Annotated in this window: 21 protein-coding genes; 20 read left to right on the forward strand and 1 reads right to left on the reverse strand. The window is 58.3% G+C overall.

Annotated elements, in window-relative coordinates:
• Nucleotides 1-2 precede the first annotated feature (2 nt).
• From CSR02_RS06650 to gloA, 18 genes are all read left to right on the forward strand, one after another.
• Complete coding sequence (locus CSR02_RS06650) at nucleotides 3-2,372, forward strand: RelA/SpoT family protein (RefSeq protein ID WP_099541002.1); 2,370 nt, start codon at nucleotides 3-5, stop codon at nucleotides 2,370-2,372.
• Nucleotides 2,369-2,776 carry a holo-ACP synthase gene (gene acpS / locus CSR02_RS06655; RefSeq protein ID WP_099541003.1) on the forward strand — a complete coding sequence of 136 codons (408 nt, stop codon included), beginning with the start codon at nucleotides 2,369-2,371 and terminating at the stop codon, nucleotides 2,774-2,776. The genes CSR02_RS06650 and acpS overlap by 4 nt, the downstream gene beginning before the upstream one ends.
• 87 nt (nucleotides 2,777-2,863) lie before the next feature.
• Entirely contained in the window at nucleotides 2,864-3,670 is an 807-nt protein-coding gene (lepB, locus tag CSR02_RS06660) for a signal peptidase I (protein ID WP_042788650.1), read from the forward strand.
• Between the two features lie 14 nt (nucleotides 3,671-3,684).
• Entirely contained in the window at nucleotides 3,685-4,401 is a 717-nt protein-coding gene (rnc, locus tag CSR02_RS06665) for a ribonuclease III (RefSeq protein ID WP_099541128.1), read from the forward strand.
• 6 nt (nucleotides 4,402-4,407) lie between these two features.
• Complete coding sequence (gene era, locus CSR02_RS06670; RefSeq protein ID WP_042788649.1) at nucleotides 4,408-5,310, forward strand: GTPase Era; 903 nt, start codon at nucleotides 4,408-4,410, stop codon at nucleotides 5,308-5,310.
• 113 nt (nucleotides 5,311-5,423) lie between these two features.
• Entirely contained in the window at nucleotides 5,424-6,161 is a 738-nt protein-coding gene (pyrH, locus tag CSR02_RS06675; protein ID WP_099541004.1) for a UMP kinase, read from the forward strand.
• A gap of 150 nt (nucleotides 6,162-6,311) precedes the next feature.
• Entirely contained in the window at nucleotides 6,312-6,833 is a 522-nt protein-coding gene (gene frr / locus CSR02_RS06680) for a ribosome recycling factor (protein WP_052013604.1), read from the forward strand.
• Between the two features lie 61 nt (nucleotides 6,834-6,894).
• Complete coding sequence (uppS, locus tag CSR02_RS06685; protein ID WP_099541005.1) at nucleotides 6,895-7,635, forward strand: polyprenyl diphosphate synthase; 741 nt, start codon at nucleotides 6,895-6,897, stop codon at nucleotides 7,633-7,635.
• Nucleotides 7,632-8,468, forward strand: coding sequence for a phosphatidate cytidylyltransferase (locus CSR02_RS06690; protein WP_099541006.1), 837 nt, complete (start codon nucleotides 7,632-7,634; stop codon nucleotides 8,466-8,468). Before uppS ends, CSR02_RS06690 begins: the two co-directional genes overlap by 4 nt.
• 75 nt (nucleotides 8,469-8,543) lie before the next feature.
• Nucleotides 8,544-9,701, forward strand: a complete 1,158-nt coding sequence (gene dxr, locus CSR02_RS06695) for a 1-deoxy-D-xylulose-5-phosphate reductoisomerase (RefSeq protein ID WP_099541007.1) — start codon at nucleotides 8,544-8,546, stop codon at nucleotides 9,699-9,701.
• A gap of 31 nt (nucleotides 9,702-9,732) precedes the next feature.
• Nucleotides 9,733-10,845 (forward strand): RIP metalloprotease RseP, encoded by a 1,113-nt coding sequence (gene rseP, locus CSR02_RS06700; RefSeq protein WP_095045925.1) that lies wholly within the window; start codon nucleotides 9,733-9,735, stop codon nucleotides 10,843-10,845.
• Nucleotides 10,846-10,930: 85 nt separating this feature from the next.
• Nucleotides 10,931-13,435, forward strand: coding sequence for an outer membrane protein assembly factor BamA (gene bamA, locus CSR02_RS06705; protein WP_052013601.1), 2,505 nt, complete (start codon nucleotides 10,931-10,933; stop codon nucleotides 13,433-13,435).
• Nucleotides 13,436-13,439: 4 nt separating this feature from the next.
• Nucleotides 13,440-14,309, forward strand: coding sequence for an OmpH family outer membrane protein (locus CSR02_RS06710; RefSeq protein ID WP_042788723.1), 870 nt, complete (start codon nucleotides 13,440-13,442; stop codon nucleotides 14,307-14,309).
• A 2-nt stretch (nucleotides 14,310-14,311) separates the two neighbouring features.
• Nucleotides 14,312-15,397, forward strand: a complete 1,086-nt coding sequence (gene lpxD / locus CSR02_RS06715) for a UDP-3-O-(3-hydroxymyristoyl)glucosamine N-acyltransferase (protein WP_099541008.1) — start codon at nucleotides 14,312-14,314, stop codon at nucleotides 15,395-15,397.
• Nucleotides 15,398-15,491: 94 nt separating this feature from the next.
• Nucleotides 15,492-15,920: a 3-hydroxyacyl-ACP dehydratase FabZ gene (gene fabZ, locus CSR02_RS06720; protein WP_414144931.1), complete on the forward strand. Its 429-nt coding sequence runs from the start codon at nucleotides 15,492-15,494 to the stop codon at nucleotides 15,918-15,920.
• A gap of 132 nt (nucleotides 15,921-16,052) precedes the next feature.
• Nucleotides 16,053-16,910: an acyl-ACP--UDP-N-acetylglucosamine O-acyltransferase gene (gene lpxA, locus CSR02_RS06725; RefSeq protein WP_042788722.1), complete on the forward strand. Its 858-nt coding sequence runs from the start codon at nucleotides 16,053-16,055 to the stop codon at nucleotides 16,908-16,910.
• Nucleotides 16,907-17,776: an LpxI family protein gene (locus tag CSR02_RS06730; RefSeq protein WP_099541009.1), complete on the forward strand. Its 870-nt coding sequence runs from the start codon at nucleotides 16,907-16,909 to the stop codon at nucleotides 17,774-17,776. The genes lpxA and CSR02_RS06730 overlap by 4 nt, the downstream gene beginning before the upstream one ends.
• An 11-nt stretch (nucleotides 17,777-17,787) precedes the next feature.
• Nucleotides 17,788-18,180 (forward strand): lactoylglutathione lyase, encoded by a 393-nt coding sequence (gene gloA / locus CSR02_RS06735; RefSeq protein WP_042788640.1) that lies wholly within the window; start codon nucleotides 17,788-17,790, stop codon nucleotides 18,178-18,180.
• An 8-nt stretch (nucleotides 18,181-18,188) separates the two neighbouring features.
• On the opposite strand, the gene CSR02_RS06740 is transcribed toward gloA, so the two are convergent.
• Entirely contained in the window at nucleotides 18,189-18,572 is a 384-nt protein-coding gene (locus tag CSR02_RS06740; RefSeq protein ID WP_099541010.1) for a hypothetical protein, read from the reverse strand.
• A 163-nt stretch (nucleotides 18,573-18,735) separates the two neighbouring features.
• Between CSR02_RS06740 and rpmH the strand changes: the two genes are divergently transcribed.
• Together rpmH and rnpA are read left to right on the forward strand one after the other, a co-directional pair.
• A complete protein-coding gene (gene rpmH, locus CSR02_RS06745) occupies nucleotides 18,736-18,870 on the forward strand; it encodes a 50S ribosomal protein L34 (protein ID WP_042788638.1) in 135 nt (44 codons plus the stop codon).
• 23 nt (nucleotides 18,871-18,893) lie between these two features.
• Nucleotides 18,894-19,274: a ribonuclease P protein component gene (gene rnpA / locus CSR02_RS06750; protein ID WP_042788637.1), complete on the forward strand. Its 381-nt coding sequence runs from the start codon at nucleotides 18,894-18,896 to the stop codon at nucleotides 19,272-19,274.
• The last annotated feature ends 46 nt before the right edge of the window (nucleotides 19,275-19,320 follow it).

Consider the following 19,320-nt stretch of genomic DNA (forward strand, 5'->3'; position numbering starts at 1 on the left):
GCGTGGCGCAAGCAGGCGGCGATCCTCCACCTCCCGTTCCGGTTTCCAGCAGGGACTCGGAGAAAGAGGTGATGCAGCCTGTTAAAACGGTCGCGTCTGTAGAAAGCTCTGCCCCGGTGCCTGCTGTTGAAAATGGCGGACGGGGGGAGCTGAACTGTGAGCGGCTGGTCAATAGGGTGCTCAGCTACGCACCCAAGGCGGATGTGGAGAGCATCCGCCGCGCTTTTGCCGTGGCCTGCAAGGCGCACGAAAACCAAAAGCGCGATAATGGTGACCCCTACATAACCCACCCGCTTGCCGTGGCCATGATTCTGGCCCGCTTTCGGCTGGATGTGCAGTCCATCTGCACCGCGCTGCTGCATGATACTATTGAAGACACCGGCGTTACCTACGATGTGCTGAAGGCACAGTTCGGCCAGACAGTGGCTGATCTGGTAGATGGTGTAACCAAGCTCACACGGCTGGAGCTGCAATCAGACCGCACCAAGCAGGCGGAAAACTTCCGCAAGCTTGTGCTCGCCATGTCCAAGGACATTCGCGTTCTGCTGGTCAAGCTGGCGGACCGCCTGCACAACATGCGCACCCTGCATTTTGTGGAGCGGCAGGACAGGCGGCAGCGCATTGCGCGTGAAACGCTGGATATCTATGCACCGCTGGCCGAGCGTATTGGTATGGACCGCGTTAAGACAGAGTTGCAGAACCTGTCCTTTGCGCAGCTTGAGCCAGAAGCCGATGCCACCATCCGCACACGCCTGAACTATCTGCGCGGGCAGGGCGCGGATGTGATTGAAGAAGTGCGGCGTGAATTGCTGCGCCTGTGCCATGAAGCCGGGCTGAAAAATGTTCAGGTTTCGGGGCGCGAGAAATCTCCCTATTCCATCTGGGAGAAAATGCAGCGCCGTAATGTGGCGTTCGAGCAGCTTTCAGATATCATGGCTTTCCGTGTGATCGTGGATACGCGGGAGGATTGCTACATGGCGCTGGGTGCCGTGCACGCGGCCTACCCCATGATAGCCGGGCGGTTTAAGGATTATATCTCCACCCCCAAGGCCAACGGATACCAGAGCTTGCATACAGGGGTGACGCTGCGCTCCCCCCGCAACCAGAAGATTGAAGTGCAGATCCGCACGCAGGATATGCACGATGTGGCAGAAAACGGTGTAGCCGCGCACTGGGCCTATAAGGAAGGCACAGGCACGGAGGAAGGCGGCTATGGCGGCCTACGTCGCCCGCGCTGGGTGCAGGATCTGCTGGAAATTCTGGAAGCCTCATCCGCCCCGGATGAGTTTTTGGAAAACACCAAGCTTGAACTGTATCAGGATCAGGTTTTCTGCTTCACACCCAAGGGCCAGCTTATTTCCCTGCCACGTGGGGCTACCCCGGTAGATTTTGCCTACGCCGTGCACAGCCATGTGGGTGATACCTGCGTGGGGGCTAAAATCAATGGTCGCCTGATGCCCTTGCGGCATGAGCTGGAAAACGGCGATCAGGTTGAAATCATGACGGCCCGTGGCGGCGCGCCTTCTCCTTCGTGGGAAAGGTTTGTTGTTACCGGCAAGGCGCGCGCGCGTATCCGCCGTTATGTGGCGCAGCAGCAGCGTCAGGTCTCGCTGGATGGCGGGCGTGCCGCACTGGCTAAAGCCTTCCGTCAGGAAGGTGTGGATGGGTCTGAAAAGATTCTGGAAACCACGCTCAAGCCGCTCAAGCAAAGCTCGCTAACAGATCTGTACGTGGCCGTGGGCGCGGGCAATCTGGCCGCGCGGGATGTGGTGCATACAGCGTACCCCGAACTCAAGCGTGTGCAGCGGGTGCCGCGTATGCTCTCTGGCCTGCCGGGTGTGCTGGGTACGGCGGGGCCGCGTGCACGTGGGGCCGGTGGTGGCTCTGGCCGTCGCTCTTCCAACGCTGCTGTGCCGCTGGTGGGGCTGGGGGCTGGTGTGGCCGTGCATTACGCCGCTTGCTGCCACCCCTTGCCGGGGGACAGAATTGTGGGCGTTGTGGCCACAGGCCGCGGTGTAACCATTCATACCCGCACCTGCCAGACGCTGGAAAGTTTTTCCGCAACGCCAGAACGCTTTTTGGATGTGGATTGGGATTACGATGCCATGGCCCGCGCTGGCGGGGCGGGGCAGATGCGGGTTGGGCGGATCAGCATTGTGGCGGAAAACGAGGCCGCCGTGCTGGCCAACATCACCAACTCCATTTCCAAATCCGATGCCGCGATGGTGAACCTTAAAATCGTGCATCGCCAGCTTGATTTCACGGAAATTCTTGTGGACGTGGAAGTGCGCGATCTGCGCCATCTTTCCTCGGTTATTGCCAGCCTGCGTGCGGCCCCCGGCATTACGCAGGCAGACAGGGTAAAATCATGACACTGATTTCCGCCGGGGTGGATCTGTGCGATATGCGCCGGATTGCCCAGGTTCTTGAACGGTTTGGAGATCGGTTTGTGCAGCGCGTGTTTACGCCGCAGGAGCGCGCAAAGGCAGAAGGTCGATCTGGCCAGGCACGTATTGGGGCCTATGCCAAGCGTTGGGCCGCGAAGGAGGCCTGTGCAAAGGCGCTGGGCACAGGTTTTGCCCAAGGGGTGGCACATAGCCAGATAGGCGTGCAAAACCTGCCCTCCGGCCAGCCCACGCTGGTGCTAAGCGGAGCTGCCGCGCAAAAACTGGCGCAGCTTATGCCCCCCGGCACCGTGCCCCACATTGTGCTGAGCATGACGGATGAACCCCCATACGCGCTGGCGCAGGTGCTGATATCAGCCCGCAAGGCATGACACTTGCCTTGACATCCAGCGCCCTGCACGGCTTGATCCGCCGGATTTTTCTTTTTTATTGAACCGCAGGAACGGGCGAGATAACGCATGAGCACACCGGAACATCCTCCCACCACCGGGGCGGACAAGCCCGAAAAGGGCGGAAATACCGTGCTGGACTCCCTGCGCACCATCATCACGGTGGTGCTGGTGGTGACTGTGGTGCGCACCTTCCTGTTTGAATCTTTTGTTATCCCATCCGGCTCCATGATCCCAACCCTGCAGGTGGGGGATTACATCTGGGTGTCCAAATTCAGTTACGGATATTCCAAATATTCCTTCCCGTTCTCTCCCAACCTGTTTGAAGGGCGTATCTGGGGGGCGGAGCCGCACCGGGGCGATGTGGCTGTGTTCCGTTATACCAAGGATACATCGGTTGATTACATCAAGCGTATTGTGGGTTTGCCGGGAGACCATATTCAGGTCACCAACGGCCATCTGATCCTGAACGGGCAGGAAGTGCCGTGCCTGAACCCCCACACCTATATTGCGCAGGATGAAACGCAGGTGGATATGGAAGGGGAAGCCTGCACGGAACAGTTGCCCGGCAGCGCCAATGGCACGGTGGTCAAGCACGATATTCTCAAGCTGACGGATGAGGGCATGCAAAACAACACGCCCGAATATGTTGTGCCGCCCGGCTATTTCTTTGCTATGGGTGATAACCGGGATGATAGCGCAGACAGCCGCTTTATGGGTGATGGCCCCAAGGATCTGGGCTTTGTGCCCATGGAAAATCTGGTAGGCCGGGCGCAGCGTATTTTCTTCTCGGTGCAGTCTGCACATCCATGGTGGCAGGTCTGGTACTGGCCGGCTGAAATTCGGTGGGCACGTATTCTGCGGGGCGTATCGTGAGAAAACCGAGCAATATTTCCGATGCTGCACGCTTCCGGCTGGAAGAGCTGGAAGTGCGGCTTGGCTATCGCTTTGCCAACCCGGATCTGTTGCAGGAGGCGCTGACGCACCGTTCCGCCGCGCATCAGAAGGCAGGTGGGCGCAAGCGCCAGAAGGCCAAGGGCGCAGGCTCTAACGAGCGGCTGGAGTTTATAGGGGACCGCGTTCTGGGTCTGCTGATGGCCGAATGGCTGCTGGAGCGCTTCCCGAACGAGCAGGAAGGCGCGCTGGGCTCTCGGCTGGCGCATCTGGTCTCTCGCGTCTCCTTGGCGGAAATTGCAGATCGGCTGGATCTGCCGCAGTCTCTTACCGTTGCCGCGCATGAGGCCCGTGCTGGCGTGCAAACCGCCGCCAACGTGGTGGCCGATGCGTTGGAAGCCGTGCTTGGCGCGGTGTTTTTGGATGGTGGGTTGGAACCTGCGCGCCAGATGGTGCGGGATTGGTGGCAATCTGCGCTGGATGCGCAGGCACACCCCCCCAAGGACCCCAAAACCGCGTTGCAGGAATGGGTGCTTGGCCGTGGGCAAAACCTGCCTGTGTATGAAACAATAGGGGCAGATGGCCCCTCTCACGCGCCACTGTTTGTGGTGCGTGTTACGGCAGGCGGCCTGTTTGGCGAGGGCCGGGCAGGCAGCAAACGTGCTGCGGAAAGTGCCGCCGCCGCTGATTTACTGGAAAAACTGGAGGGGTAGCCCAGCATGGCTGATGATACCACGCGCTGCGGTTTTGCTGCCCTTGTAGGGGCGCCAAACGCTGGCAAATCAACACTTCTTAACCGCATGGCCGGGGCCAAGCTGTCCATTGTCTCGCCCAAGGCGCAAACCACGCGCTTTCGGGTTCTGGGCATTCTTATGCGCGGGCACAGCCAGATTCTGTTGGTGGATACGCCGGGAATCTTCCGCCCCCGCCGCAAGCTGGACCGCGCCATGGTGGCCGCGGCTTGGACGGGTGCTGAAGATGCAGACATCACGCTGCTACTGGTAGATGCCCGCAGCGGGCTGACAGAAGCTGTGCAGACCATTATTGAGCGTCTGGCAGAAACCAAGCGCAAGGTTTGGCTGGTGCTCAATAAAACGGACCTTGTGCCCGCCACAGCTTTGCTGCCGCTTACGGCCGCCATTACGGAAAAACTACCGGTTGAGCATGTGTTCATGGTCAGCGCACGTACTGGCAACGGTGTGGAAGACCTGCTGGATAAACTGGCCGCAAGCCTGCCCGAAGGCCCGTACCTGTACCCCGAAGATGATCTGACAGACCTGCCAGACCGGCTTTTGGCCGCCGAACTGGTGCGTGAGCAGATTTTTATGCAAACGCATGAGGAGGTGCCCTATAGCGCCACGGTGGAAACCGAAAGCTATAAGGAACGGCCAGATGGATCTGTGCGCATAGATGCCACCATCTATGTCTCGCGCGCGGGGCACAAGGCTATCCTGATCGGCAATGGCGGGCAGAAAATTCGCCAGATTGGAGAACGTGCGCGCAAGCAGCTTTCCAGCCTGCTGGAACGCCCCTGCCACCTGTTTTTGAACGTCAAGGAACGCGGTGGATGGGATGAGGAGCGCGCGCGTTTGCGCGCCATTGGTCTGGACGACGTGCCATAAACTACCGCATGGGCGCTTGTGGCCGTGGGCCATGAAGGATAAGAGGGGGCGATCTCGCCGTATCTGCATACGGTGTGGGATCTGTGTGGGACTTTCTGCAAGATCGAGGGCCAATGACTGCTTCTGTAGGCGAAAAGCCAAGCCGTAAACGCGTGTTGCTCAAGGTGTCGGGGGAAGCCCTGATGGGGAATGGCGCCTTCGGAGTGGATCAGCAGACGGTGGAACGCATTGCCCATGATATTGGCGAAGTGGTGCGTTCGGGCACGGAAGTGTGCCTTGTTGTGGGGGGTGGCAACATCTTCCGCGGGCTGGCGGCAGCCGCCAAGGGCATGGACCGCGCGCAGGGTGATTACGCCGGTATGCTGGCCACCGTTATTAACGCGCTGCTGCTGCAAAACGCGCTGGAGCGCGAGCAGATTGCAACGCGGGTGATGTCTGCCATCCACATGTCTTCCATTGCGGAGCCATATATCCGCCGCCGCGCCGTGCGGCATATGGAAAAAGGGCGTGTAGTTATTTTTGCCGCAGGCACGGGCAACCCGTTCTTTACCACGGATACAGCTGCCGCCCTGCGCGCTGCGGAAATGGAATGTGACATGCTGCTGAAAGGCACGCAGGTAGATGGCGTGTATTCCGCAGACCCCAAAAAAGACCCCTCTGCCAAGCGCTATAATGAGCTGACATATATGGATGTGCTGGCCAACCAGCTTAATGTGATGGATGCCGCCGCCATCAGCCTTGCGCGGGAAAACCGTCTGCCTATCATTGTTTTCAATATTGGCGAGGAAGGGGCCTTCCCCCGTGTGATGCGTAATGAAGGGCCTTTCACACGGATTATCGAAACCGCCTGAAAAGCGCCGCATCCTTCTGGCAAAACGCTGGTGCCGGAGTGATGCGGCAAACTGAACGGGGCGCGTGAGGCCACCGCCCTGCTGTAGGATGCAACGGGAGAAAACACCGTGTCTGACTTGAATGCTCTGCTGGATGACCTGAAGCGCCGTATGGAAGGCGCGCTGGATAGCCTGCGCCGTGATTTTTCCGGCCTGCGCTCCGGCCGCGCCAGCCCGGCTCTGCTGGAGCCTGTGCGGGTGGAAGCCTATGGTGGTGAAGTGCCGCTAACGCAGGTTGGTTCCATTGCCGTGCCAGAAGCCCGCATGATTACCGTGCAGGTGTGGGACCGCGCACTGGCTGGCGCTGTGGAACGTGCCATCCGTGATTCCGGTCTAGGGCTGAACCCGGCGGGCGAAGGCCAGACCATTCGTGTGCCCATTCCGCAGCTGACGGAAGAACGCCGTAACGAGCTGGCAAAAGCTGCTGCCCGTTATGCAGAAGGCGGCAAGGTAGCCGTACGTGGCGTGCGCCGTGATGGCATGGACAAGGCCAAGGGCTTTGAGAAAAAAGGTGAAATCAGCCAGGATGACGTAAAAGCCTGGTCTGACGCCATTCAGAAACTGACAGACCAGTATGTGAAAAAAATTGATGATATGCTGGCCGATAAAGACAAGGAAATCAAACAGGTCTGAGGCAGTATTGGTGCTTCTTCAGATGTGTTTGTGCAGTTAATGGGGCGGAACCCTGCCTGTTATGTCCACGCGGCTAACTGATAAAAAACCGGCAATTCCAACCCATGTTGCTGTCATCATGGATGGAAACGGGCGCTGGGCGCGCGAACGCGGCCTGCCGCGCCTTGCCGGCCATAGGGCCGGGGCAGAGGCCGTGGCCCGTTGCGTGCGTGCGGCCATGCAGCGTGGCGTGGCGTATCTAACGCTGTATGCGTTTTCATCAGAAAACTGGGCACGTGGGCAGGAGGAGGTTTCAGACCTCACCGGTCTTTTGCGGTATTACCTCCGCCACAAGGTGCGGGAACTGCATAAGGAAGGCGTGCGCCTGCGCTTTATTGGTGATCTGGCCCGCTTTGATGACAGCTTGCGCGAAGAACTGGCGCAGGCTGAATCTCTTACACGTGGCAACAGCAAGCTCACGCTTATTCTGGCGCTCTCTTATGGTGGGCGGCTGGATATTGTGCAGGCCGCGCAGCGTTTGGCGCAGGAGGCCAAGGATGGTCGCATTGCGCCAGAGCAGATTACAGAAACCGTATTTGCCAACTTTTTATGGACCAGCGGCGTGCCAGACCCCGATGTGGTGGTGCGCACCAGTGGGGAATGTCGGCTTTCCAACTTTTTGTTGTGGCAGAGCGCCTATGCCGAGCTGGTGTTTTTAAACGTGTTCTGGCCCGATTTTAACGAACGGCATTTTGCTATGGTGCTGGACCAATACGCCCAGCGTGAACGGCGCTTTGGCGCACGCCCCCAAGGCCCGGCATGAGTACGAAACCGCAAGATACCTCGGCATGGCGTGATCTGCGCCCCCGGCTAATGTCTGCCGCTGTACTGGTGGCTGTAGCTGGCACGTGCATCGGCTTGGGTGGTTTGGCGTATGATGCCCTTATTTTGGGCATGATGGGCGGCATGGCGGCAGAGGCTGCGGCCCTGTTTGGGCTTTCTGTCAAAAGCTGGCGCGGTGTGTTGTATGTGCTGTGGGCAGTGTGTGCGGGGCTTTCTGCCGCCACCGGGCATTGGGCCTATTTTAGTATTTTCTGCATCAGTTCTTTGGTGTTTGGTGCACCCCTTTGTGCCATTATGTGTGTGATTATTCTGGCAGGCACGGCGCTGCTATGGTTGCGGCAGGCCAGCTTCTGGCCGGTTCTGTTTGTGATTGCTGTTGTGGTGGCCAGCGATAGTTCGGCTTATGTGGCCGGGCGTATTTTTGGTGGCCCCAAGCTGGCACCGCGTATCTCTCCGGGCAAAACGCGCTCTGGCGCAGTAGGTGGCTTGGTGGGGGCTGTGGTTACTGGCGGTATTGTTGCCACACTTTCCGGCTTGGGTGGCGTAGGTTCTGCACTGGTGTGGGGCGGTATTCTGGGTATTTCCGCTCAAGCGGGGGATTTGGCCGAAAGTGCCATGAAGCGCGCTTTGGGCGTTAAGGATTCGGGCAAGCTGCTGCCGGGGCATGGTGGCCTGCTGGATCGGTTTGATGGGCTGGTGGTGGCTGCGCCTGTGGCGGCACTGGTTTCTGTGTGTGCGGGGGCATCCATGCCATTCTGGGCAGCGGGTGCACGCACCATTTTAAGGGCTCTGGCAGGCCATCTGCCGGGGTAGGGCCAATAGGTGGTGTGGCCGCCTGTTGGGCGGTGTGCCGCCGTTTCTATTTTCAGGTTTGGAAAGACGTTAAGCATGAGAACCGTAACCGTTCTGGGCAGCACAGGCAGCATTGGCTGTTCAACCGTAGATCTGCTGGAGCAGGCGCGAGACCAGTTTCGGGTACGGGCGCTTGTGGGGGGTAAAAACGCGGCCAAACTGGCCGAGCAGGCCCGCAGCTTGAAGGCGGAACTGGCCGTTCTGGCGGATGAAAGCGCGTTTGAAGAGCTGAAAACCCTGCTGGCAGGCAGCGGCACGGAAGTGGCCTGTGGCCGTCAGGCGGTGATTGATGCCGCAGCCCTTCCGGCAGATTGGACAATGGCCGCCATTACCGGTGCTGCGGGGCTGGAGCCTACGTTGGCAGCCGTTAAGAACGGCAACAGCATTGCACTGGCCAACAAGGAAGCCTTGGTGTGCGCCGGTGATGTGATGCTGCGTGCCGTAAAGGAAGCAGGTGCCACGCTGCTGCCTGTGGATTCTGAGCATAATGCTGTTTTTCAGGCCATGGCTGATCGGCAGATTGATCAGGTTGAAAAAATTATTCTCACCGCATCGGGTGGGCCGTTCCGCACCTCTACGCTGGAAGAAATGCGTGTGGCCACCCGTGCGCAGGCGCTCAAGCACCCAACATGGAGCATGGGAGCCAAAATCAGCATCGATTCCGCCAGCATGTTCAACAAGGGGCTGGAAGTTATTGAGGCCGCCCGTATTTTCAATCTGCCGGAAGACAAGATTGATGTGCTGGTGCACCCGCAATCTGTGGTGCACGGCATGGTGCAGTACACAGATGGCAGCCTGATTGCCCAGATGGGCTCTGCCGATATGCGTATCCCCATTGCACACACGCTGGCTTGGCCCAAGCGTATGGCCACGACGTCTCCGCGTTTGGATCTGGCGGCTTTTGGCAAGCTGGAATTCAGTGCGCCGGATGTGGTGCGCTTTCCGGCCCTGCGCCTTGCGCGTGAGGCCCTGCGCAAGGGTGGGGCCGCATCTGCCATTCTTTCCGCCGCTAATGAAATTGCGGTTGAGGCCTTTCTGCACGAACAGATCGGCTTTTTGGATATTTCCCGTATTGTGGAAGAGGTTATGGTGGCTCTTGGCGCACCACCAGCAGATACGCTGGATGCCGTGCTGCATTGGGATGCCGAGGCACGCCGTGCCGCACAGCGCCTGATTCCCGCCCACGCGGCTTGAGAAAACGCAGCCCCCAGCCGATATCGGAAGAATGATGATACACGATTATCTGCGTACACTGCTTTCCTTCGTTTTCGTGCTGGGTGTGCTGGTGAGCTTTCACGAACTTGGCCACTATCTGGCGGCCAAGTGGCGCGGTGTGCATGTGGAGGTGTTCTCGCTGGGGTTTGGCCCGGCCCTGTTCCGCTGGCGCGATAAATCTGGCACGGAATGGCGTGTCTGCCCTATTCCCTTGGGCGGGTACGTGCGCCCCCACGGGTTTGAAGACCCCGAAGACGCCACGCCAGAGCAGAAAGCCGCGTGGATTAAGGGCCGTACCTTCCACGATAAATCGGTTTTTTCCCGCGCCATTGTTATTCTGGCTGGGCCAATTTTTAACTTTATTCTGGCGTTTGCGCTGTTCACCCTGCTGTTTGCCACAACGGGCCAGCCGCATGTGCGTGATCAGATTGCAACCGTTATGCCAAATGGCGCGGCGGCTGTGGCAGGGGTGCAACAGGGCGATATTATTCAGCGTATCGGCAGCCATGATGTGACAGGCGTGGAAGATGTTCAGGCCACCATTTCCACGCAGGCCGGTGCGCAAACCACGCTCACCGTAAAGCGAGGTGAGCAGAGCGTGACACTCCCCATCACCATCGGCAAGGCCCCGGATTCGACTCCTCAAAAGCCGCATGGTCAGCTTGGCATTATTTTTGCCACGGAAGTGGGCAAGCCGCTGGCATTTCCGCAGGCTGTGGTGGCGGGCGTAAAAGCCACATGGAACGCCAGTGTGCAGACGCTAGATGGCGTATGGCAGATTCTAACAGGCCAGCATACAGCCAAAGATCTGGGCGGTCCGCTCAAGATTGCGCAACTTTCCGGGCAGGTAGCACAGTATGGATTTGCCAGCCTGTTATCCTTTATGGCGCTGCTTTCTGTTAACCTTGGGCTGATTAATCTCTTCCCCGTGCCGCTTCTTGATGGTGGACGTCTGGTTTTTTATGCCATAGAGGCAATAAGAGGCCGCCCGGTTTCCAAGCGGGTGCAGGAGATCAGTTTTCAGGTTGGTTTTGCATTGCTTGCGGGCCTGTTTCTGTTCTCAACGTTCAACGACCTTTCAGGTTTTGGCCTGTTCAGGTGGATTGCTTCGCTTGTAGGATGAATGACAGCGGGAACAGGAAGGGAAGTGCTTGCGTGACAGGGGTGATTTCGGATACCTCCCGTTGCGGGCGGAATGAGAACGGGAGATGGGCTTCCGTACGAAAAGCGACCCGGATGGAAGGAAGCAGATCTTGACGGGTAAGCGTTCAGCCCTGTTCGTTTCTGTCTGTGTGCTACCTTTTGTTATGGTGGATGGCAGACAGGCATCTGCCGCATCAGCAGAAGGCACAAATGCCGCTGCACCGGCTGCGGTGATGGCGCCCTCCCGCGCTATACATACGCGTACGCCACGTCTTTCCGAATCCACATCATCTGTCGCGCCGACTGACGGGTATATTGAAGATATCCGGGTATCGGGGAACACCCGTATCGAAACCAACACCGTGCTGTCCTACATGGTTGCACGTGTGGGGGACCCGTTCAGCCAGGATGATCTGGACCGTTCGCTCAAGACCCTTTACGCCACCGGTCTGTTCAAGGATGTGACGCTGCGCCGTGATGGCAACATCCTGCTGGTGCGCCTGAAGGAAAACCCCATCGTCAACCGTATCGTGTTCGAGGGGAACCACGCTGCCAAGGATGAAGACCTGCGCAAGGTGCTAGCCCTACGCCCGCGTGCGGTGTTCTCGGCCGAAACCACGGCGGATGACCGGCAGCGCATTCTGGAAGTGTATGCCCAGAAGGCCCGCTTTGCCGCGGTGGTCACACCCCAGATCATCAAGCTGGCCCATAACCGTGTGGATGTGGTTTTTCAGATCAATGAAGGGCCGCAAACGCTTATCAGCAAAATTGCGTTTGTGGGGAACAAGGCCTACAGCGAATCCAGCTTGGCGGGCGTTGTGTCCTCCAAGGAAACGGCTTGGTATCACTTTCTGTCCTCATCCGATGAGTACAACCCTGAACGCGTGAAATATGATGCGGAACTGCTGCGCCGGTTTTATCTGCGCAACGGGTTTGTGGATTTCCAGATCAAGGACGTAAAGGGCGAGCTCTCGCCGGATCGGAAATCCTTCTACGTCACTTTCACCATGGATGAAGGCGTGCGCTACCGTTTGGGCAAGGTGGATATCCGCTCCAGCCTGCGCCATGTGCCTGCAAAATCCTTGCGTAAGTATGTCGAGCTGTTCCCGCATCAGTGGTACGATGGCAAGGCCGTGCAGGATAACGCCACCGATATGGAGGAAATCCTTCAGGCCGAAGGGCATCCGTTCGCACAGGTGCGCCCCACCATTGCCCGCAATCCCGAAAAGCGGATTGTTAACCTGCTGTTTGATGTCAGCGAAGGCCCGCGCCATTACGTTGAGCGTATTGATGTAAACGGTAACACCATTACGCAGGATAACGTGGTGCGCCGCCAGTTGCCGTTTGCTGAAGGGGACCCCTACACAACCAGCTATAAAAAATACGCCAAGGAAGCGGTGCAGGATCTGGGCTTCTTCAAAAGCGTGGATGTGTCCACTGCTCAGGGGTCTGCGCCGGATCGCACCAATGTTTCGGTCAACGTGGTGGAAAAACCCACCGGGGAATTCTCGCTCGGTGGCGGGTATTCAACCGACGTGGGCGTGATCGGCAACGTGGGGCTCAAGCAGCATAACCTGCTGGGCACGGGTGTGGATGCCGGGTTCTCCGGCACGGTTTCTCAGTGGCAGAAGCAGGCGGATATTTCCATCACCAACCCCGCGTTTATGGGGCGCAACCTTGTTGCTGGTGCGGATATCTTCTTTGTTGAAAACAACTACCAGACCTATCAGAACTATTCTGAAGGGCGTTACGGTATTACCCTGCGTATGGGGTATTCGTACAACCGCTACCTGTCACAGTCCTGGAACTACAGCCTGATCCGCCGCTGGGTGGGTGATACGTGGGATCAGTCCTCCTACTACGTGCTGGACCAGAAGGGTAAGTCTCTGCTTTCGCAGATCGGCACAACCCTTATGTATGATACGCGTGATAACCGCATGGCGCCGCATAGCGGGTACTATGTATCTGTTGGGGGTGACTTTGCCGGTATTGGCGGTGATGAAAAATATGTCCGTGGCAAGGTGAACGGCGCATATTACGTGCCGCTGGATGATATTACCAACAGCCATAGCTGGACGTTCATGATCCGCGGTGGTGCTGGCTACATGGCGGACTGGGGCCATGGCCGCCGCGATATTATTGATAACTTCTATCTGGGTGGTAACAACCTGCGTGGCTTCCTTGATGGGGGTGCAGGCCCACGTAGTGTGGGTATCATGAACCATTCGTCCGAAGATCTGTTGGGGGGGCGTTTTATGTATAACGCGTCTGCCCAGCTTAACTTCCCTATTCCGTTCCTGTCTGACATGGGTATTGGCGGACGCGCGTTTGTGGATACAGGGAGTGTCGCTGGTTTGCGTGTGAAGCGCCTTTATACAAGCAAGGCCAATGATGGTATCTATTACACGCCTGTCAGCGGTGATACATTGCGCCCACGTGTAAGTGCTGGTGCTGGTTTTTCATGGAAAAGTCCGTTTGGTCTGCTGAACATCGATCTGGGTGTGCCTGTTATGCGAAGCCATAATGACCGCACGCAGCTCCTTCGCTTTGGCTTCGGTCAGCAATTCTGAGGTAATAATGCGTTTTTCCACCAGAACTGCCCTGCTGGGGGCTGTTGTCCTATCCTTCTCCTCCGCTTTTGTGCCTTCTGCACAGGCGCAGAATGGGGGTGGGTGGTTTGTGCCCAAAACCCAGCAGCCGGCCCAGGCCCCGGCGCAGCACCCTGCCGCAGCCCGCCGTGCACCGGCCCCGGTGCAGTTGCCAGCCCCACCGGCTGATAGCCAGGAAGCAGATCAGGCTCCCCCCGTGCTGCCGTTGCCGCCCATTCCCGCCGCACCGGAAGTCGCCAAGGAAGCCCCGCCACCCACAACTGTTATTGGTGTGATTAGCGTTGGCGGCGTTATGCGCCAGTCCTCCGCCGCCATGCAGGTGGAACGTACGCTGGGTGGGCGCCGTGATCAGCTTGCGCAGGACCTGCAGAAGGAACAGGCCGGCTGGCGGGATGAGCAGCAGAAGCTTCAGGCGCAGGCCAAGTCTTTAACATCCGAGCAGATTCAAACGCGTGAACGCAGCCTGCAGGCTCGTGTGATGAAGGCGCAGCGCGATTTCCGTAACCGCAACCGTATCATTCAGGAAGCGGCACAGGTTTCTCTGGGGCAGATCGAGCGTGAGCTGGTGCAGGTTATCCAGAAAGTGGCGGCTGCACATGGCATGAACCTTGTTCTGCACAGTGAGCAGGTGGCCCTGCATGTTGATGGGCAGGACATCACCAACGAAGTGGCTGTGCAGCTGAACAAGATTCTGCCGTCTGTGTTCATTCCAGAAGCTAATGTGGACCCGGAAGAACTGGCTAAATCTGGCAAGATGCCCACAACGGCAGATGCAGATCAGGGCCCGCGCACGGGTCCGGCCCCTGTGGTGGCACCGGCTGCCGGGCAGCAGTAATCGTGTCTGAGGGGTCAACATTCTCCGGGCCGGCAGACCCGCGCTTTTTTACACGTGCAGGGCCGTTTGATGCGGCCACACTGGCAGAAACCGCAGGGGCGGAACTGGTGCTGCCCAAAGCGGGCAGTGTGCCGGAAGATGGCTTTGTGGGTATTGCGCCTTTGCAGGCAGCAGGCCCGCGTGATGTCAGCTTTCTGGATAACCGCCGGTATGCGCCTTTGCTGGAGCAAACCAAAGCCGGGCTGGTTATTGTTGCCCCCGCATTTGCAGATAAAGTGCCTGCCGGGTGTGCTGCGCTGGTTACTCCCACGCCTTATCTGGCGTGGTCTCGCATCGCGCGGTTGTTTCACCCGCGGGTGCCAGCGCGTGCAGGTGTGCATCCTTCTGCTTGTATTGACCCCACAGCCAGCATAGACCCCACGGCAGAAATTGGGCCGTTTGTGGTGGTTGGGGCCAAGGCGGAAATTGGGCCGGGCTGCATTATTGGCTCCCACGCTGTGGTGGGGGATGGCGTGCAACTTGCGCGTGATTGCCGCATTGGCAGCCATGTCAGCCTTTCTCATGCTGTGCTGGGTGAGCGGGTGATTATTCTGCCCGGCTCACGCATTGGGCAGGATGGGTTTGGGTTTGCCGTTGGCCCGCAGGGGTTTGAAACCGTGCCGCAGCTGGGCCGCGTGGTGCTGGAAAATGATGTGGAAATAGGCGCCAATAGCACGATTGACCGCGGTTCAGTCAACGATACGGTTATTGGTGCAGGATCACGTCTCGACAATCTGGTGCAGATCGGCCACAACGCCCGTCTGGGGCGGTGTTGCATTGTGGTTTCACAGGCCGGGATCTCTGGCTCCACCGTGCTGGAAGACTATGTAACAATTGCCGCGCAGGCTGGCCTTATCGGGCATATCCGCATTGGTGCAAAGGCGCGTATTGGCGCGCAATGTGGCGTGATGTCGGATATAGAAGGCGGCGCGGATGTGATTGGCAGCCCGGCTATGCCGTTCAGGGAATTTTTCCGGAACGTGGCGGTATTGCGCAAGCTGGCAAAAAAAGCGTCTGGATCGGCCAAAAACGGTTCGGACAAGGGTTAAACTAAGGTCGGTGCCAGACACCGGCGCAAAGGGTGGTTTCGGGGACGTGGAGACGAAACAAGAATCGCAGCAGGACGCTCAGACGATCGACAGAATTGACGTCAACCGTATCATGCAGGCGATTCCGCACAGATATCCTTTTCTTCTGATCGACCGGATGGAAGATATCGTCCTGGGAGAAGAGGCAACAGGTATCAAGAATGTTTCGGTCAATGAACCATTCTTTCAGGGCCATTTTCCGGCCCGCCCTGTCATGCCGGGCGTGCTGCTGGTGGAAGCCATGGCGCAAACCGCCGCAACGCTGGTTGTGCTGACACTGGGCAAGGACTTTGAGGGCAAGCTGGTCTATTTCATGACCATTGAAGGCGCCAAGTTCCGCCGGCCGGTAGAACCGGGGGATCAGGTGCGTATTCATGTTGCCAAGGAACGCCACCGCTCCAATGTGTGGAAATTCCGCGGTGAAGCCCGTGTGGAAGGCACTGTCGTGGCGGAAGCTACATTCAGCGCCATGATTATGGGTTGAGAACCCGGCCTGTTCACATCATTCTGTTAAGGCAAGTCAGGTTTGCCCCGAAAGTGCCCAGATTGTTTTGCAAAGGGTAAGCTAGGGTAAATCTGCCCGGCCAACGGTGAACGGAAATAAGGAACTGAATTGGTGCACGCTGCAGAGGAAGCCAGATCAACCGTTGTCCACCCAACGGCTCTTGTTGCTCCCGGTGCGCGGCTTGGGCAGGGGGTGGTTATTGGCCCTTGGTGTTCTGTCGGGCCTGATGTCACGATTGAAGATGGAGTGGAGCTGATCTCTCATGTGGTGGTTGATGGCCACACACGTCTGGGGGCAGGGTCGCGCTATTTTCCGTTTTGCACCGTGGGCATGGCCCCGCAGGATCTGAAGTACAAAGGTGAGCCAACCCGGTGCGAGATCGGGGCGGGCACGGTGGTGCGTGAGCACGTTACCATCCATCGTGGCACGGCCACGGGTTCTGGCCTGACAAGGGTGGGCCAGAATGTGCTGATTATGGCCAACGCCCATGTAGCGCATGATTGCGTGCTGGGTGACCGCGTTATTATCGTAAATAACGTGGTGATGGGCGGACATGTGACTATTGAGGATGATGCCCGTATCATGGGTTCTGCCGCCATCCACCAGTTTGTCCGCATCGGGCATGCGGCTCTTGTGGGCGGTGTGGCTGGGGTGGAAGCCGATGTTATCCCTTATGGCAGTGTGCTGGGTAACCGTGCGCGGCTGATTGGCCTGCATTGGATCTGGCTGCGCCGCAATGGCGTGCAGTCTGATGAAATTCACCGCATGCGCAAGGCGTTCCTGACACTCTACCCCAAGAATGGGTGCACGGAAGATCCGTTTTCTGTGCGGCTGGAACGTGTGCGTGCGGAATTTGGTGATAACCCCCGTGTGCGTGAAATTCTGGAGTTTATAGATGCCCCCAGCCGGCGTGGTCTTGTGCGCCCGGCACGGCAGGATCTGGAACGCGCAGAAACCGAGGGCGCGTGAGCACAGCCTCTGCCGTTGGCATTCTTGCGGGTGGTGGCCCTCTGCCGGGCAGGGTGGCAGAAGCGGCCGCCGCAGCGGGGCGGCCTGTTTTTATTCTTGGGTTTGAAGGTTTTGCCGAACCCGAAGTGATTGGCCCTTGGCCGCACGAATATGTCCGGCTGGGTGCTGCCGGGCGTATGCTCTCCCTTTTGCGGCAACATAACTGCACGGATCTGGTGCTTATCGGGCCTATCCGTCGGCCCTCCTTGCGTAATTTATGTCCGGATGCCGAGGGTGCGCGTATTCTGGCCCGTTTGGGCCGCGCCCTGTTTGCGGGGGATGATGGCCTGCTGGCGGCCCTTGTGCGTATTCTGGGGGAAGAGGGCTTTCGTATTCGTGGGGCGCATGAGTTTCTCACACAAGCTGTGGCGCAGCCCGGTGTGTTGGGGCGTGTGCAGCCAGATGCACAGGCGCAGGCCGATATTCAGCGCGGCATAACCGTGGTGCAGGCACTGGGGCGGTTGGATATCGGGCAGGGATGTGTGGTACAGAATGGCGTGGTGCTGGCAGTGGAAGCCATGGAAGGCACAGACCGTATGCTGGCCCGCGCCGGAGAATGCAGGCAGCCGGGAGAAGGCGGTGTTCTGGTTAAAATGCTGAAACCAGGGCAGGAAAAGCGCGCAGATATGCCCACAATAGGGCCTGTAACAGTGCAGAACGCCCATGCGGCAGGCTTACGTGGCATTGCGTTTGAGGCCGCCCATACGCTGCTGACAGATACGCAAGGGTGCATAGAGGCTGCAAACAGGTTGGGCGTATTTCTTTTGGCCTTTAACCCGGATGATTATGCCACACAGGGCATAGGGCTGCCTGAGCCTTTAAAATAAGGAGCAAACAGATGGCAAGTTTTCTGCATACCATGGTGCGGGTGCGTAATCTGGAAAAAAGCCTAGCGTTTTACAAACTGCTGGGCATGCACGAACTCCGCCGGAAGGATGTGCCGGAAGGGCGTTATACGCTGGTGTTTATAGGCTATGCAGATAACGCCGCCGGACAGGCAGAAATTGAGCTGACCTATAACTGGGGCAAGGATGATGGCTACGAGCTGGGCACAGGTTTTGGCCATTTTGCCGTGGGCGTGCCCAATGTGGCGGAAATGGTTGAACGTGTGCGGGCCGGTGGTGGCAAGGTAACGCGGGAAGCCGGGCCGGTAAAATTTGGCACCACCGTGATTGCCTTTGTAGAAGACCCCGATGGCTACAAGGTTGAGCTGATTGAACGCGCTGAATAAAGCGCTGTTCAGCCTTGCGGGCGCTGCTTCAGCCGCGCTGTAAGGCGGTCTAGTGAATCATTGATGGTTTTGGCGGCTTTCTGCACGGCTGGGTCGGAATATGCATCAAGCTGTTCCGCTGCCAGCATGGCGGGGGAAACAATGCCGCGAATATCATGCCGCAGTTTGGAATCTACTGCTGGAGCTGGGGGCTGAGGTGCTGCAACCGGGGCAGGAGGGGCCGCGTGTGGCTGAAGTTTTATGCCCAGCCATGCGCCTAAGCCTGCCGCACATACAACAGGCCCCAACGCTGCGGGGAAGGACAGCCCCAGCAGCCCGGCCAGCAGAGCGCCTGCTACAGGCAGGCAGAAAATAACGGCTGCGGCACGGACAGGAAAGGGCATGGCGTTCATGTTTTTCTCCCACTTGTGGCAGATTCTGCCCCAAGGTTGCGGTAACGACTCTATCGTATAGATTGACGGTTCCTTATCTGAACTCTATAAGCCGCAGCTTCAAGAGGCGTGGTCTTTTACAGGCCACCGGATAACTGTATTCAAATAGTAAGGGAGTGCCGCCATGAAGCGCACTTATCAACCGTCCCGGCTGGTTCGCAAGCGTCGTCACGGGTTCCGCGCGCGTATGGCAACCGTTGGTGGCCGCAAGATCATTGCTAACCGTCGTTCCAAGGGCCGTAAGCGCCTTTCCGCGTAAGAACTGCCCGGCAGTCCGGCTTGATGGACGGGCCAGCAGCGCAGGAGCAGCCAGAGGCAGAGTCTGCCAGATCTCAGCGGCTTAAAAAGAGGAAGCAATTCCTCTTTCTGGCTTCTCGCGGGCGTAAAGCGCCTGTGTCGGGGCTTGTTTTGCAGCTTTTCCGGCGTCCGGATACGGATGTCGCGCGTGTGGGCTTTACGGTTACCAAAAAGGTTGGCAATGCCGTGGTGCGTAACCGCGTGCGCCGCAGGTTGCGCGAAGTTGTGCGTATTGTAGAAGCCGATACGCCGCTAAACGGTCTGGACCTTGTTCTTATAGGCCGTAGCGCCACCATAAAGCGCCCATTTGCGGCGTTGGTGGCTGATTTCCGTAAAGCATTGGCGTTGTGCCAGCGGGATTCCTGAATATCCTGCCTTGCATGCGTGTGCGTCCTGCGCTGGAACCTGTATG

This window comes from Acetobacter pomorum (assembly GCF_002738225.1).
GTDB lineage: Bacteria > Pseudomonadota > Alphaproteobacteria > Acetobacterales > Acetobacteraceae > Acetobacter > Acetobacter pomorum.